Genomic DNA, 15,132 nt, shown 5'->3' with positions numbered 1-15,132 from the left:
TCTGTTTGTTGATACTACTCATGCCGTACCATAATGTTTGAAAAAAGCAGCTTATTGCCGTACGGAGTACCCGCTGGTAGAAAAGCTCCCGCTCATCCTTTTTCTTTACAAAAACAGGTCTTTTATAACTACTCCATCTGAGAGATGAACCGGAAAGAAGCTTTACTAAAACTGGCGGGAAGTACCTTGCTTACCTCAGCGCCCCTACTCGGCCTGGCTTCTGCCCCCGGTGTGGCAGCACGTAGTACCTCAACCTATCAGGAGGGGTTTCTTCGACGGTGGCAGGCGGCTAAGGAATATAGTCTGAAGGTACTTGATAAAATGCCCGAAGAACTACTGGACTTCAGGCCCAGGCCGGAAGAAATGTCGTTTGGCAGGCAGTTTACGCACGCAGCGCACTGGAATACCTTCTTCATTGGTACTATCGTTAATCAGCCACCATTGAAGGAACCTGCCGAAGTCAGTAAAGTCATTATAAGGGAATACTACAGTACCTGCCACGACCACTGCGCGGCCATCATAGCCAAACTCGACGACCGCCAGCTTGACCAGACCGGCTACGGTACCCAACCCTACTGGCAGAAACATACGGGGCATGACTTCCTGCTGCGGGCCTTTATGCATACGGCCCACCACCGCGCGCAGACGCTCGTGTACCTGCGGCTGAAGGGCATAGAGCCTCCCTTCTTTGCGTTTTAAGAATGGCCGCTCCCCCTACCTGGCTGCTGAGGGTATGGACAGCGGAATGCCGGTCGAAACAGGCAGACCAAATACCGGATTATCGTCGGTGTCCCAGGTAAATTTCTGGGCCCGGGGCGAGCGGCGGGAACCACAGCCTTGTCCCGGTTCGGAGTTGGCGTGGTACAGTATCCAGTCTTCCTGACCGTCCGGCGACTTAAAAAATGAGTTATGGCCCGTACCGTACACACCATTCCCGGCTGACTGTTGAAATACAGGTTGGGGGTGCTTCTGCCAGGAAGCCGGATCTAGCAAATCACTGTTCACCGAAGCCGTCATTCGACCCAGGGCGTAGGTATCGGTCCAGCAGCCGCTGGCTGAGTACACAATGTGTATTTTACTGCCGTGCACCAGTACCTGCGGGCCTTCGTTGACCAGCACCACCGGCGGTTCGTTCTTTTTCTGCCAGTCATTGATGGTACCGTGCCGCTCCCAGTCGTAAGTAGGGGCAGCAATCTTTACGCGCTCACCGTCCATCGTCCAGGGGTCTTTCATCCTGCTGATATAGATATTTTGTTGTCCGTTCCGGTCCCCCTCCCAGCCCGACCACACCAGGTACATCTGCCCCTGGTGCTCAAACACCGAGCCGTCAATAGCCCAATGATCCCCGGCGTCAGAGAGCTTGCCCTTCAGCGTCCATTCGCCCTGCATGGGGTCGGGTGAGGTATTTTCAAGTACCCACAGCCGGTGGTTCTCGTTCTTACCGTCATCGGCCGCGAAGTAAATGTACCAGTTGCCCCTCAAGTAGTGGATTTCAGGAGCCCAAATCTGTTTGGAGTACGGCCCCGTCGGGGGTGGTGTCCAGACCGTTTTTTGCTCGGCCTGCGGCAGCTTAGCCAGGTTATCGGTTTTCCAAAGTACCAGCCGGTTGCCCATGGTGTGCATGTAGTAGTAGTGGCCGTCTTTATAAATACTCCACGGGTCGGGGCCGGAGGGCAGGAGCGGGTTGGTAAAGGTGTCCTGTGCCGCAACTTCACTATATACAAACAGCAGTAAGAAAATCAGGCGCTTCATAGGGGTACTTAAAGTGGAAGATGCGTACATAAAAACAGCTTTAGGAAATTTTTTACTTGCGCCTATGGTATCGTAGCCGCCGACCAGGTACCTTCTGACTGGTTAGTACCTGCCCTGCGGCCCAAAACAAAAAAAGCTACTTTCCTTATGAAAGCAGCTTTTTTACACTACATCAGCGCTCGTTACGCGCTAACCTGATTCATTACTTCGGTTTGTTTCCGAAGTGATTCCATGTGTACCAGTTTGAACAGTTCGTCTACCAGCGTGGGGAACAGGTTCATGCTCTTGCCCCACTCCTCCCGGGTTTTTAGTACTTCGCGGAAACGATCTACCTGGTAAGCCGCTACGTTGTTATCACGCTTGTACTCGGCTAATTTCTCTATCAAAGACATGCGGGCAGCCAAGTTCTCGAGCAATTCACGATCGAGGTTATCAATCTTGCCACGAATAATTTCCAGCTGGCTTTGGTACTCGCTGCCGTACGACTCACGACGTACGTGCAGTTCGTGGAGCATTTCGCCCAGAGCCACCGGAGTCAGCTGCTGCGAGGCATCCGACCAGGCTTTGTCCGGGTCACGGTGCGACTCAATAATCAGACCGTCGTAGTTAAGGTCAAGCGCACGCTGGGCTAGTTCAAACAGGTAAGCACGCTTCCCGGCCATGTGGCTGGGGTCACCAATTACCGGCAACTGCGGGAAAAGGGTCTTCAGCTCAATGGCTATCTGCCACATCGGGGAATTACGGAACTTCGCCTCCTGCGCATTGGAAAATCCGCGGTGAATAGCTCCAAGTTTGCGTACACCGGCCTGGTTAAGGCGCTCAAGAGCACCTATCCACAGCTGCAGGTCGGGGTTTACAGGGTTCTTTACTAATACGGGTACATCCACACCTTTCAGTGCGTCGGCCAGTTCCTGTACGTTGAAAGGGTTTACCGTAGTACGGGCGCCAATCCAGAGTATATCCACACCGTATTTCAGGGCCAGTTCTATGTGCTGTGGCGTAGCTACCTCAACGGCTACCGGCAGGCCGGTTTCTTTCTTTACCGACTGCAGCCAGGGTAGAGCGGCTTCTCCCATTCCTTCAAAGCTTCCCGGACGCGTACGTGGTTTCCAGACACCAGCCCGGATAACGTGCGCAAATCCTTCTTCTTTGATCTGGGCGGCGGTTTCTAAAACTTGTTCCTCAGTCTCGGCACTGCATGGCCCGGCAATCACCAGGGGCTTACCGTCGGTATTGATCCAGCTACTGAGCGGTAGGATGTCTAACGAAGCATTCATAATCAACAACTTAACCTATTATTAAAATAAAAACTACAATAATTATTTTGGAGGGTACTACAGGGATTCACCAGTATTGACGTACATTTGTTGCCCCAACAATTAAACCACCCTCACCCGGGCAAACTGTTTTGTTTCTGTGTATGTTATTAAGACGTAATAATCGTTAATAACAGAGACTATAAAACCTGTTAAAATATAAAAATGGCTTCTATAGCACAACCTGACATATCACCTGTATTTTTTGAAGACACTTCCGTAGCCTTCGCTTCCCAATCTGATTTACAACTACGCAAAACCTACTGGCTCTTTGCCATGATGAATCAGCCGTGGCTTGTAAATTTAGGCACTTTTTTTATAAAGTTAGCTCTAGAACTCCGCTTACCCGTAAAAAAACTTATTCGGACCACTATTTTTGAACAATTCTGTGGCGGTGAGACCATTAGCGACTGCGAAAAAACAATTTCAGCCCTGGGCCAATCCGGTATCGGGACCATCCTGGACTACTCGGTAGAGGGGGAAAACAATGAAGCTTGCTTTGAAGAAACTACCGGCGAAATACTTCGTACGATTGACAAAGCGGCGGTATCGCCCACTATTCCTTTTACGGTATTCAAAATAACCGGAATCGGCCCTACCGAAGTTCTCGAAAAAGTACAACAAAAGGCTGAGCTTACTACCGACGAAATTAACGCTTACGAGCGGGTACGCTCACGGGTTAACAGCCTCTGCAGCCGGGCGCATACCCACGGCGTCCGTATATTTATTGATGCGGAAGAAAGCTGGATTCAGGCGGTTATTGATGAGCTGGCGTATGAAATGATGGGCAAGTACAACCGCAAGCAGGCCATCGTTTATAATACGTACCAGCTTTACCGACACGAAACCCTGCCAGAGCTTAAGAATGCCTACCTGACTGCCCGCGAAAAAGGGTACTTCATAGGTGCCAAGCTGGTGCGCGGTGCCTACATGGAAAAAGAAAGGGTACGTGCCCGCGAAAATGAATACCGCGACCCAATTCATAAAACCAAAGCGGCCACCGACCAGGATTTCAACGCGGCCGTTGATTTTTGTCTGGAACACATCGAACACATTGCCGTTTGTTTGGGTACTCATAATGAGGAAAGCTCGTTGTGCTGTGCCCGCAAAATGAAGAAGAAAGATATTGCGCCCAATGACCTGCGGGTATGGTTTGCCCAACTGCTGGGGATGAGCGACAACATCTCTTACAACATGGCCAAAGCAGGCTATAATGTTGCCAAATACGTACCTTACGGACCTATCGACGCGGTAATGCCCTACCTGTTCCGCCGGGCCCAGGAGAATAAATCCATTGCCGGTCAGAGCAGCCGTGAGTACCTGCTGGTAAAGAGCGAAATCAAACGCCGTGGAATAAGTACTATATAAGCGTGGAAAAAAGCTTATTTTTGCACCTCCCTGACGCCTCGTTGACAGGCGTCAGGGAGTAATTATTTTCAACTCATGTAGGAATGAACCAACCAAAGAACCCAGCTAAGTACCTACTTTTCAGTATTTTACTGATTAGCATAGATCAAGCTTCTAAGTTACTTGTACACTACAATATGGAGCCCGGTTTTTCGGGACAAATCGCTCTGATTAGTGATTGGTTAAAGCTTCACTATGTACTTAATCCGGGTATGGCCTTCGGAATGCAGCTGGGACATGAGTACGGCAAGCTGTTTCTGACGCTGTTCAGGCTGGTAGCCATGGGCGCCATTGGCTGGTACCTGGTACACCTGGCGTACCGGGGGGCGGCTTCCGGACTGCTGTGGGCCCTGGCTATGATTCTGGCCGGAGCGGTAGGTAACGTTATTGATAGTACGTTCTACGGAGTACTCTTGGGTAACGCTCCCTATGGCTCACCCACTCCCTGGTTCCACGGGCAGGTGATCGATATGATCTTTGTGGATTTCTGGGAAGGATTCATTGCGGACTGGGTGCCGCTGTGGGGAGGCCAGTACTACTCTACACCTATCTTCAATATTGCCGATGCCTGTATATTTGTCGGAGTATGTTTTATCCTGATATTCCAAAGCCACTTTTTCACCCCTACCGCCCACGAAGAAGGCGCGCCGCCTGTTTCTGAGCATGAAGAGGAAGAGGTACCAGTGGCTGAAACCAATGAGGACCTGAGTGACTCAACGGCCCCCGAAACGGAATATCCTACCATTACTCCCCGAACCAACGATACTACTACCGACGAAAACGAAAAAGGAAGCCTTTGAGGCTTCCTTTTTCGTTTTCGTATCGCTCCCACCTGCCCATTTTCGCTACTGGGTGTCTTCTTCTAAGGGAGAAAAATCTTTGAAGGCTCTTTTGATCGCTTTGTCGGTCGCTTCCTTTTTATTTTCCCAGTTGGCGTCCAGTTCCAGGGCTACCAGCCCTTTCAGGTTCATAACCGCCCTGAACTCATCCAGCTTACGAATAAAGTCGGGGTTTCGCCGGGACGACTTGAGGGCATACTCACGGGCAAAAATATCTCCTTTGTACTGCAGGTCGCTTTTTTTCTCCATCACGTAGTTAAAGCGGTCAAGCAGGTCTTTGGTCGACTTTCCAATTACCTCCGTGGCTTCCAGGGTACCTATGGTCATAACAGTAGTACCTCCTATGGTGGATACCCGCCGCTGCACCTGCTGGGCGTTAGGGTTAGTAGGGCTTACCACTACCGGAGCCAGACCCGTGGCGGCCCCCATTGAGGCATTAATTACCGAGCGGTTCTGTTTGCCCTTTTTAGCACGTCGGTACCCTTTTTTGAGGTGCTCTTCCCGCTCTTTCATCTGTTCCAGCAGGCCCCACGCATTGACCAGCGCCTGACGGTACAGGGTATACAGGTACTTATCGCGCTGGGATTCGTTAACCGTATTCTGAATCACAAAGCGGTACTTCCGTTCCTTGCGGTTCTTGGCCTTATCAAGTACATAGAAAGTAATATTAAAAGCCAGGGTATCGAAAGGGTCCTTTACAAAGTCATAACCTGGCTCCCAGATAAACTCATAGCTGGTGGGGGTATTTTTTACCAACGCCTTAGCCGGTACGTCGCGGTTGTCGGATATGAAATCGAAAGCAGTGATGTCGTCATCCCCGTTCGGATCAGAGAGGAAGAATTTGATATTAATGGTACTATTCTCCTTACTTTTTATAACCAGGTCCTTGGGTACGGCTGTAATCTCGGGCTCGAGATCCATCTGCGTAATTTCCAGCTTGATCCGGCCTTTGGTACGTGCTTTGGTGGGCTGGTCTTCTACATAAAAGTCAATGTATCGTGGTCCTTTTTTCAGAATATTAAACTGCGTGAGCGAAGGCTCCCACACTACTTCTCCGGCGGCCGACACGCGCATTCCTTCGGGCATTTGTTCCGCCACCGGTATAAACACAACCGGGTCATTATCGGCGTCACGCACCGCGTTCATGTCAATCTGGTAGGTGTTCTGGGTTTTGTACTGCACGTAGAAAGGCCGTAGTTCATCCACCTCTGGTGATCTGTTGACGTGTATAACCTTGAAGTTTACCTGCTGGGTTACACTCTCGCCAGCGGTATTGTGTGCTTCAAAAAGTATCGGTATTGTTTTTACCGTATTGATCCGGTCCGCCAAATCAAAGGAAGGCTTCCAGGCAAACTTACCGAGCGTATCAAAAATCATCCCCTCCTGCCGCCCCTTGGCCAGGCTATAAAATACCGTGTCGGATTTGCCACCGCGGGTCGACAATTGAAAAACAATTTCCTGCCCTTCCTCCACTACACTCCAGTCGGGCCGGGCCGGAAGTATCAGTTGAAAAGCGTCTGTATTGGTCAGAGTAGTAGATACGTCCTGGGCAAAAAGTGAAGCTGCGGTAAGTAGTGTAAATAGCAAACAGCTTAATCTCCTAAGTAAAAACATGGATTTAAAAATAGGTGTCTAACGCGGGGATTCTTTGTTCTAACGCAAAAGTAGTGATTAGCGTATGCTATCCGGGGAAGTACCGTTCTTTTTTATTGAAAGGATTCCTTTATGGCTGGCTCCTATAATGAATATTGGAGTTTTTGAGGACGGGACTAGAATACTACTATACTGATGCGCCAGAAATAGGATATTGGCTATAAACGACCTATGCGCACAACCGGCTGGAGACACGGGTACGGTAGCCCGGTTTATGCTATTTCCAGCCTTTTATAAAAAAACGAGCGAGGCTATCTGTAGCCCCGCTCGTACTATGCTGACACCGAAAGTATACGCCCCGGTGTTTAATTACTTCTTAGGAGCCGGGGTATTGGCCTTAGGAGCTGGGGCGTTTGGCTTGGAGGCCGGGCCTGCAGCCGCTGGCTCCGCTATTTTAGTAGGGTCAACACCAAGCTTTCTCAGTACCAGATTTGACACGTTATTATCTTCTGAACCCACGTACAGGAGGATAGGTGTTGTATTCTGACCAGCGTCAGTGTTCAGGATGTATAAGTAGTTGTTTTCCAGACCTACTGCCTTAATAGCTTCATTGATCTTGTCCATTACTGGATTAAGCAAGGTCTGATACTTGTTCTGCAGCGACTGCTCGGAGTTACGCTGGAATTCCTGGATTGACGTCTGCAGGTTCTGTAGCTCCTTTTCTTTATCCGCCCGAATCACGTCGGTCATGCTCTGGGCTGTCTTGTTATAGACGTCAAGTTTATCCTGGAACTCCTTGTACTTATCCTGAAGTGCTTTGTCCAGTTGGGCTTTGGTTACTTCCAGTTCATTTTGCACTTTCTTACTCTCAGGCAAGTTCAACAAAATGTAGTCCACGTTAGTGTACCCTATTTTAGTAGGAGTCGTTGCTGGAGTAGTCTGAGCCAATAGAGGGGTGCTAACGATGGCAAACAAGGCTAGCAAAGCAATCAATTTGTTTTTCATTGGTATGTAACTATTTTGGTTTTCTGGTGGTAGTACTATTGGGTTTTTCTGGTTCGGCTACTGCCTGAGACGCCGCGGCGGGTTTTATTTCAATGCCCAGCTCCTCCATTATGTAATCCGTATAATCGTGCTTTGGATTGGTATAAATCATCACAAAGTCACTGGATTTGTCAAAGAGGAAATCAAGACGGCGCTGGGCCGCTACTTTATCTACTGCTCTCTGCACTCTTTCAAGAACCGGTTTCATGAGTTCCTTTTTTTTCTCAAACAACATGCCGTTCATTCCGAACACTTTGTTGTTGTACTCACGGGCTTCGAGTTCCTTCTCTTTTATTTCGTTTTGCCGCTTCCGTTTCAGTTCGTCGGTCAGTAAAACTTCCTCGGCCATGAAAGCCCGTTGTAGGCGGTCTACTTCCGTAAACTTTTCCTGAATTTCCTTGGCCCACTTCTCCGAAAATATATTGATATCGGACTGGGCTTTCTGGTATTCAGGCATCCGGCTGGTCACAAATTCCATGTCTGCATAGCCAACCTTCTGAGCCTGAGCCGTTCCCATGAAAACGGACAACAAAACTACTAAAATTAGAGACTTGTTCATGCGAAGTGGCTGATTTTTTGCTCACTATAACGAACGACCCGGTTCATTATTATCGGATTTGTTGTCCAATGGTGAAGTGAAACTGTCCTCCACTCCGGGTCTGCTGACCCTGAACCCGGTCGAAACCGTAGCCCCAGTCAATACCCAACAGACCAAAGGCCGGCATGAATATCCGTGCTCCTACCCCGGCCGAACGCTTGATATCAAACGGATTGTAGTCGCGGTAGTTACCCCAGTTGTTACCTCCTTCCAGGAAGCTCAACACAAAGATAGTAGCCTGTGGATTAAGCGAAACCGGATAACGCATTTCCATGACGAACTTATTGTAAACAACACCGCCGCCGCCGGCCAAAGTTCCGGTAGGGGTAAGTGGCCCTACTTTACGGTCTTCGTATCCACGCAAACCTATGATGTCCTGATCGGCCAGGGCAAATGAACCCTGCCCTGCCAGACCCGAGCCTCCTACTATGAATCGACCGAACGGACTCAGCCCTAATTTGTTGCCATAGCTACCCAGGAAACCCATGTGGGCGCGGGCGCTTACAACCAGCTTGCCGGTGATGGTAGCGTACCAGCTGGCATCGAACATCCACTTGTGGTACTCCACCAGCTTGAAACGGTCCTGAGCATCACTGAACTCCTTCTGACGGAACACCGAGTAAGGCGGCGTCAACGTGGTGCTAAGCGACAACGATGACCCGCTGCGGGGGTACTGGAAGTCACTCAGGGTATTCCGCGACAACGTGGTATTGAACGTGATGTTATTGGAAACCCCGTTGTTGTAGCCAATATTAAAGAAGTCGAGGCTGTCGAGGCGGTAACGCTGCAATGACAGCGAGTTGCTCAGCACCAGGAAGCGGTCCGGCTCCCGCAGACGACGCCCCAGCGAGAACGTGATACCGTTGTTATAGTACGAGCCAATGAACTCCTGGTTACGGGCTGACACTCTTCTGTACAACATCTGGTTAAAGTCGGAGATGCGGTAAACGGTACGGGTCAGGGCTACGCCAAAGTTAATGGGCTTTTTACCACCCAGCCACGGCTCACTGAACGAGAGCGAGTAGGTCTGGAACTGTTTACCATTGGCCTGAAAGCGCACCGACAGCTTTTGACCGTCGCCCGAGGGCAGAGGCCGCCAGGTAGAGCGGTTGGGTATGTTGCGCAGAGAGAAGTTGTTAAATACCAGTCCCAAAGTACCTACAAAACCGATATAACCTCCCCAACCGCCAGAGAGTTCAATCTGGTCAGAAGGTTTTTCTTCTACGGTGTACTCAATATCCACGGTACCGTCGCCCGGATTGGGTACGGGATTAATCTGGATTTTTTCCGGATCAAAGTACCCCATCTGTGACAGTTGCCGCTGGGTGTTAATGAGTTCGGTTTTACTGAACTTCTGACCCGGTAGGGTAAACAGCTCACGCAGTACCACGCGGTCGCTGGTTTTGGTATTACCATTCAGGATAATCCGGTTGATAGTAGCCTGTTTCCCTTCGTTAATGCGCATTTCAATATCAATAGAATCACCCACAACGGCTTTTTCTATCGGGCGTGCGCTGAAATACAGGTAGCCGTCATCCATGTAAAGCGAGCTAACGTCACCACCTGGTATACCGTTGATCTTCTTGTCGAGTTCTTCCGGATTGTACACATTGCCTTTATTCAGACCCAGAATTGTCTGCAGTTGCTCGTCGGAATGGAGGTAGTTGCCTTCCCAGGTAATGTTGCGGTAGTAGTACTTGGGCCCCTCTTCCAGTTGCATGACGATCTTGAGGTTGCCGTCATTCTCATTCTTTACGGTATCAAATTCAATGGTAGCGTCCCGGAATCCATTTTTGCGGTAGAAGGCTATCAGCTTGTCCTTGTCTTCTTCGTATTTTTTAGGTACATACTTGGAGGGCGTAAACACGTGCCATAATTTTTTCTCCTTGGTACCTTTCATCTTGCGTTTCAGCTTGTCGTCAGAGATAGCTTCGTTGCCTTCAATCTGGATCTCCTCAATCTTTACTTTGCTGCCCTTATCTACAATAAAGTTAAGGGTGGCTTGTCCGCGCGAGGAATCGGGAATCTGTACTACCTTCACCTTGGTATGGTAGAAGCCCTTATCCTGGAAAAACTTCTTGATAACCAGCTGGGTATTCTTGATGATAGTGGGGGTAATAACCCGTCCTTTGATAAGCTTTACCTTATCGTTCAGGGTGGTCTGCTCGCCTTTTCTGATTCCGGAGAAAGTTACTTTGTAAAGCCGGGGACGCTCCTTGATATGGATGTTCAGCCATATTTTGTCGCCCTCGATTTTGGTATACATGATTTCTACGTCATCCAGCGTACCAAAATCCATCATTCGCCGGATAGAAGAAGTGACAGCCGGACCCGGCACCCGTATTTTATCTCCGGCTTTCAGACCGGAAATGGAGATCATGGAGTTGGGGTCCAGAAATTGGGTACCCGACACCGTCACCTCCACTATTTCGTATTCTTTGGGATTGGCGTAATCAAGCTCGGTTGTGGGCCGGCTGGTGGTACCACTACCCAAACCGATGCGCTGCGCTTCGGTCGAGAGAGACAGGCTCAGCAGCAGTGTCATCACAGCCAGTCCGTCGCGGACAAGATTTTTACTTACGATTCTGAAGAGGTTCATACTTAACATTATTTTACACCGCCCACTTTAATCTGTTCGCTGGTTTTGCCGAAACGCCGTTCCCTCCGCTGGTAAGACACGATGGCCTCATACAGGTGGGGTTTGCGGAAATCGGGCCAGAATACCTCATCGTAAATATACAGTTCGGCATAGGCCAGTTGCCACAGCAGGAAGTTACTGATACGATGATCGCCACCGGTACGGAGCATCAGATCCACGTCGGGTCGCCCCTGCGTAGAAAGTCGCTCATTCACAAGACCCTCTGTAATGTCTTCGGGTTGTAAAGTACCCGATTTTACTTCCTGTGCCAACTGCTGAACGGCCTGCACAATGTCCCATTTGCCGCTATATCCCAAAGCCAATACCAGATTAAGACCCGTATTGGTGCGGGTCTTTTCCATAGCTTCGTGAAGTTCGTGCCGACAGCCTTCAGGCAGGCTATTCAGGTCACCGATTGAGTCCAGACGTATGTTGTTTTTTTGCAATGTGGGGAGTTCATCCCGGATGGTATAGACCAGAAGCTCCATCAGGGCTTGTACTTCAATACGGGGGCGCGCCCAGTTTTCGGTTGAAAAGGCATAAAGTGTCAGATATCCCACTCCGAGTTCAGCGCATCCTTCTGTTACTTCCCGTACCGCTTTGATAGCACTGCGATGCCCAAATATCCGCGCCGCACCCTGCTTCTGTGCCCACCGCCCGTTACCGTCCATGATAACGGCAATGTGCCTTGGTAGATTGCTCGGATCAATCAGTTCTTTCATTCCGCAGGCCTCTTTTAACTTTTTTTAACAATCAATAGGACAGACAAAAGCTTAGCTGTTTGGAGTTGGTGCCGCCGGATTTGACCATTATCCCCGTTTGCGTAGGGCATGAGAGCCCGCGGTCAGTACAGGAACAGGAACAGCCAACTAAAAACAGGGGCGCAATTTAGGAATAAGTACGCCCTCTTCAAAATCAATTGCTTGCGGAATATACGCTGTGAATCTTATTATAAATCAATAAGATGGCGGATGCTGTCGCTGTAGGTGGTGCCAGTCTGTAATTGGGAGGCTTTTCGGTCGCGCATCAGTATCAGATATTTGCCACTAAAATACTTTTGTATCTCTCCGATATGGTGGGTGTTGATAATAGCCGAGCGGCTTACCCGTAAAAAATGGTCGGGGAGCTTTTCTTCCAGCGTCGTGAGGGTGTAATTCAGCAGAAATTTTTGTCCGGTCAGGGTGTTCAGAAATACGTACTTTTCTTCGGCTTCAAAATGGGTGATTTCGGTCAGGGGTACCAGCAGGATCTTATCACCGGTTTTTACCGAGAGTGAAAACAGCTCCTTTTTAGGCTTCATCTGTTCCAGCAGGCGCATCAGGTTATCGGCGTAGGGGTTGTGCTCGCTGCTTTCCTGCCCCCCCTGTACCAGGCCCCGCAGTTTTTCAATGGTCTTCAGGAGACGCTCGTTCTCAATAGGCTTCAACAGGTAATCAACCGAGTTTTCCTCAAAGGCCCGGATGGCATACTGGTCGTAAGCCGTCGAAAAAATAACCATGGGCATGGTACTTACTTTGGCCAGCATTTCAAATCCGTTCAGCAGGGGCATTTCTATATCCAGAAAAATGACATCCGGCGTGTGACTCTCTACGGCCACCAGCCCTTCGGCTCCGTTGCGGGCTTCGGCTACTATCTGGAATACCTCCGAATGTTTTTCCAGCAACCGGCGCAGGCGGTTCAGGGCCAGTTGTTCATCGTCAATAAGTATGGTTTTCAGGGGAAACTTCATAGGAAAAAAAAGATGTAAAGTCTGGATTAGTGGGTTGACTTAGATTCCGGACTCAGGCGGGTTTTGCGAATACTGATGTCCACGTACTTCAGAGGCTGGTTGTGCAGTTCAATGCGGGCATCTTCTCCGTAAAGCAGCTTTAGTTTATCCTGAATACTCCGTATGCCGTAGCCCGCTCCCATCGCCTCGGGGAAGTGGGGGCCGTTGTCCTGCACGCACAGATGCAACCACCCGTTCTCCTCGTAAATACGTACTACTATGCAGCCCTGGTCGGCCAGTCTGGAGATACCGTGCTTGATGGCATTTTCGACCAGGGGCTGGATGATAAACTTGGGAACGCTCAGCTCATTGAGCGCCGGGTTGGTTACTTCTACCTTGAACTGAAGGCGGTCGCCAAAGCGCACCTGCTCGACCTGCAGGTAGGTCCTGACCATTTCCAGTTCCTGGGCTATGGTATCGTAGTAGTCGTTGGTGTTGCGGCCGGTCGTGTACCTGAACAGCTTCGAAAGCAGCAGAGTCATCTCCTCGGCTTTATCGGGGTCTTCGTGGACCAGACTGGCAATGCTATTGAGCGAATTGTACAGAAAGTGGGGGCTGATCCGCGCCTGCAGCGCATCCAGCTCGGCCCGGGTTTTTAATTTTTCAAGATTGAGCAACTGGTACTCCTGCTGGGATATCTTGCGGGAGAGCTGCCGCCCCTGCCTACCGAAATAGTAGACAATATTTGAAACCAGTAACGGACCCAAAGTAAAGAAGTACCACGGGGCCGACTGGTACCCTCCCTGTGTTTGTTCCCGAAGTTCGGTAAAAATGGCTTGTCCACGCCAGAAAAACAGACCGATGGTCAGGGCCAGGTACGCAGCTATGATAATGCAGGATATAATCAGGTGCCGGACGTAAGCCTTCCGGAACGAGTTATCGAGCCAGGACGACATCCATTGGGTGAGCAGAACCGTCATCACGCCCGCCAGTATGTTGTTCATGACCACCCACTGGTTCAGCCTCATCACCAGCGGGTCGGAGGCCGTTACGAGCTGATTGGTAAAATAGATGATACCACTCACCCCGTATACTACTACCGACCCCATAAGGACCGCCAGTACCGTACCGAGCCAGGTCTGACTCTGAAGTACCCCCGACAAGCTCATATTATTCCAGGATACCCCCTGCGAGGAAAAACTGAAATTGGCTCCGGCTATGCGGGCACCGGTCATGTCGGCATTGTTCAGATTGCTGAAGCTCAGGTCGGCGTTGGTCAGGTCGGCATTGCGGAAGGAGGTACCTTTTAAGGAGGAGAATTTCAGTATGGCATCCCGCAGATTGGCTCCTTCAAAATTAACCTTATTGAGGCTGGAGAAGCTGAAGTCTACCCCGGACATATCCATATTGCTAAAGTCCTGCCCGTTCATGTCCGAACCCCGCATCCGCAGGGGATTTTTGCTTTGCTTTTGCTTCGCTGACAGGTCTTCGCGGTTCATACTTTTTAAGTTGGTACCGTCCGGAGTACAGGTACCTACCGGACGGTAATTGTGTCGTTGAATAAAACGTTTGTTCCTGTGTTTTTTACTGCGCGGCCATCCAGGCGGCCTGTCCCTTACCCCACTGCGGGTGGAGCGGGCCTGGTGACTGGAAGGTAGCGAATTTTTCCAGGGCTTTTTCAAGTACGGGTTTAGCTACTTTCTTTCCACCCCCGAACTGCTCCGGCGTATAAAAAAGGTTGGTACCTTCCAGTACATAAATCCGGGGATTGTTCGGGTTAAGTACCTTGGCCGCCGCTACGTGTTCCCCAAATACAGGACCGTAGGTTTGCCAGCGCGACATGGGGTCGATGGCCAGGCGGGCCTGCGCCACAAAGGCCCACAGTACTTCCAGTTCATCCGCCGCTTTGCCCGGCAGGGTATCGGCTTCTTTCAGCAGAGCCTCGGCTTTATCCAGCCGCTGCTCTTTCAGACTGGCTTCACCGTCCATTACGCCCAGCCTGGTATTGCAGTAGGCGGCGTAGTAGCGGGGCAGCCACTCGGTAGGCTCCGCCGCCGCGATACGCTCAAAGCGATTGGCCAGTTCCAGGAAGGCTGCCTGATCGGGCTGCTTGTTTTCCTGCTGATTCAGGGTTTCGAGGGTGGTTGTCATGGCTTGGGTGTACTTGTCGTTCTGGGCAAAAAGCGTTGTAACGGACAGTACCAAAGCAAAGGCGGAAATCAGGAATGTTTTCATAG

Annotated in this window: 13 protein-coding genes; 3 read left to right on the top strand and 10 right to left on the bottom strand. The window is 50.3% G+C overall.

All coding sequences use genetic code 11. The features are described from left to right. Nucleotides 1–144 precede the first annotated feature (144 nt). Nucleotides 145–699 carry a DinB family protein gene (locus tag VGN67_RS24150; RefSeq protein WP_327490087.1) on the top strand — a complete coding sequence of 185 codons (555 nt, stop codon included), beginning with the start codon at nucleotides 145–147 and terminating at the stop codon, nucleotides 697–699. Between the two features lie 15 nt (nucleotides 700–714). Here VGN67_RS24150 and VGN67_RS24145 read toward each other — a convergent pair whose 3' ends face one another. Both VGN67_RS24145 and VGN67_RS24140 read right to left on the bottom strand, forming a co-directional pair. Then, complete coding sequence (locus VGN67_RS24145) at nucleotides 715–1,782, bottom strand: glycoside hydrolase family 43 protein (RefSeq protein WP_327490085.1); 1,068 nt, start codon at nucleotides 1,780–1,782, stop codon at nucleotides 715–717. Between the two features lie 152 nt (nucleotides 1,783–1,934). Further along, nucleotides 1,935–3,029, bottom strand: a complete 1,095-nt coding sequence (locus VGN67_RS24140; protein ID WP_327490083.1) for a chorismate mutase — start codon at nucleotides 3,027–3,029, stop codon at nucleotides 1,935–1,937. A 204-nt stretch (nucleotides 3,030–3,233) separates the two neighbouring features. Here VGN67_RS24140 and VGN67_RS24135 point away from each other — a divergent pair, with 204 nt between their 5' ends. Both VGN67_RS24135 and VGN67_RS24130 read left to right on the top strand, forming a co-directional pair. Then, nucleotides 3,234–4,436, top strand: coding sequence for a proline dehydrogenase family protein (locus VGN67_RS24135; RefSeq protein ID WP_327490081.1), 1,203 nt, complete (start codon nucleotides 3,234–3,236; stop codon nucleotides 4,434–4,436). A gap of 83 nt (nucleotides 4,437–4,519) precedes the next feature. Then, nucleotides 4,520–5,275: a lipoprotein signal peptidase gene (locus tag VGN67_RS24130; RefSeq protein WP_327490079.1), complete on the top strand. Its 756-nt coding sequence runs from the start codon at nucleotides 4,520–4,522 to the stop codon at nucleotides 5,273–5,275. 45 nt (nucleotides 5,276–5,320) lie between these two features. Here VGN67_RS24130 and VGN67_RS24125 read toward each other — a convergent pair whose 3' ends face one another. The 8 genes from VGN67_RS24125 to VGN67_RS24090 form a co-directional block, all read right to left on the bottom strand. After that, nucleotides 5,321–6,928, bottom strand: coding sequence for a hypothetical protein (locus VGN67_RS24125; protein ID WP_414717365.1), 1,608 nt, complete (start codon nucleotides 6,926–6,928; stop codon nucleotides 5,321–5,323). 348 nt (nucleotides 6,929–7,276) lie between these two features. Further along, complete coding sequence (locus VGN67_RS24120; protein ID WP_327490075.1) at nucleotides 7,277–7,912, bottom strand: OmpH family outer membrane protein; 636 nt, start codon at nucleotides 7,910–7,912, stop codon at nucleotides 7,277–7,279. Between the two features lie 10 nt (nucleotides 7,913–7,922). Beyond that, entirely contained in the window at nucleotides 7,923–8,510 is a 588-nt protein-coding gene (locus VGN67_RS24115) for an OmpH family outer membrane protein (protein WP_327490073.1), read from the bottom strand. A 49-nt stretch (nucleotides 8,511–8,559) separates the two neighbouring features. After that, on the bottom strand, nucleotides 8,560–11,148 hold the full coding sequence (bamA, locus tag VGN67_RS24110; protein WP_327490071.1) for an outer membrane protein assembly factor BamA: 2,589 nt from the start codon (nucleotides 11,146–11,148) through the stop codon (nucleotides 8,560–8,562). An 8-nt stretch (nucleotides 11,149–11,156) separates the two neighbouring features. Beyond that, nucleotides 11,157–11,909 (bottom strand): isoprenyl transferase, encoded by a 753-nt coding sequence (locus VGN67_RS24105; protein ID WP_327490069.1) that lies wholly within the window; start codon nucleotides 11,907–11,909, stop codon nucleotides 11,157–11,159. A gap of 227 nt (nucleotides 11,910–12,136) precedes the next feature. Beyond that, nucleotides 12,137–12,916 carry a LytTR family DNA-binding domain-containing protein gene (locus tag VGN67_RS24100; RefSeq protein WP_327490067.1) on the bottom strand — a complete coding sequence of 260 codons (780 nt, stop codon included), beginning with the start codon at nucleotides 12,914–12,916 and terminating at the stop codon, nucleotides 12,137–12,139. Between the two features lie 26 nt (nucleotides 12,917–12,942). Further along, entirely contained in the window at nucleotides 12,943–14,394 is a 1,452-nt protein-coding gene (locus tag VGN67_RS24095) for a histidine kinase (RefSeq protein WP_327490065.1), read from the bottom strand. A gap of 85 nt (nucleotides 14,395–14,479) precedes the next feature. Further along, complete coding sequence (locus tag VGN67_RS24090) at nucleotides 14,480–15,130, bottom strand: hypothetical protein (RefSeq protein WP_327490063.1); 651 nt, start codon at nucleotides 15,128–15,130, stop codon at nucleotides 14,480–14,482. Nucleotides 15,131–15,132 lie beyond the last annotated feature (2 nt).

It is taken from the genome of Telluribacter sp. (genome assembly GCF_035998675.1).
Lineage (GTDB): Bacteria > Bacteroidota > Bacteroidia > Cytophagales > Spirosomataceae > Telluribacter.
Note: the sequence above shows the minus strand (reverse complement) of the source record. Positions and strands in the feature narration are given on the sequence as shown.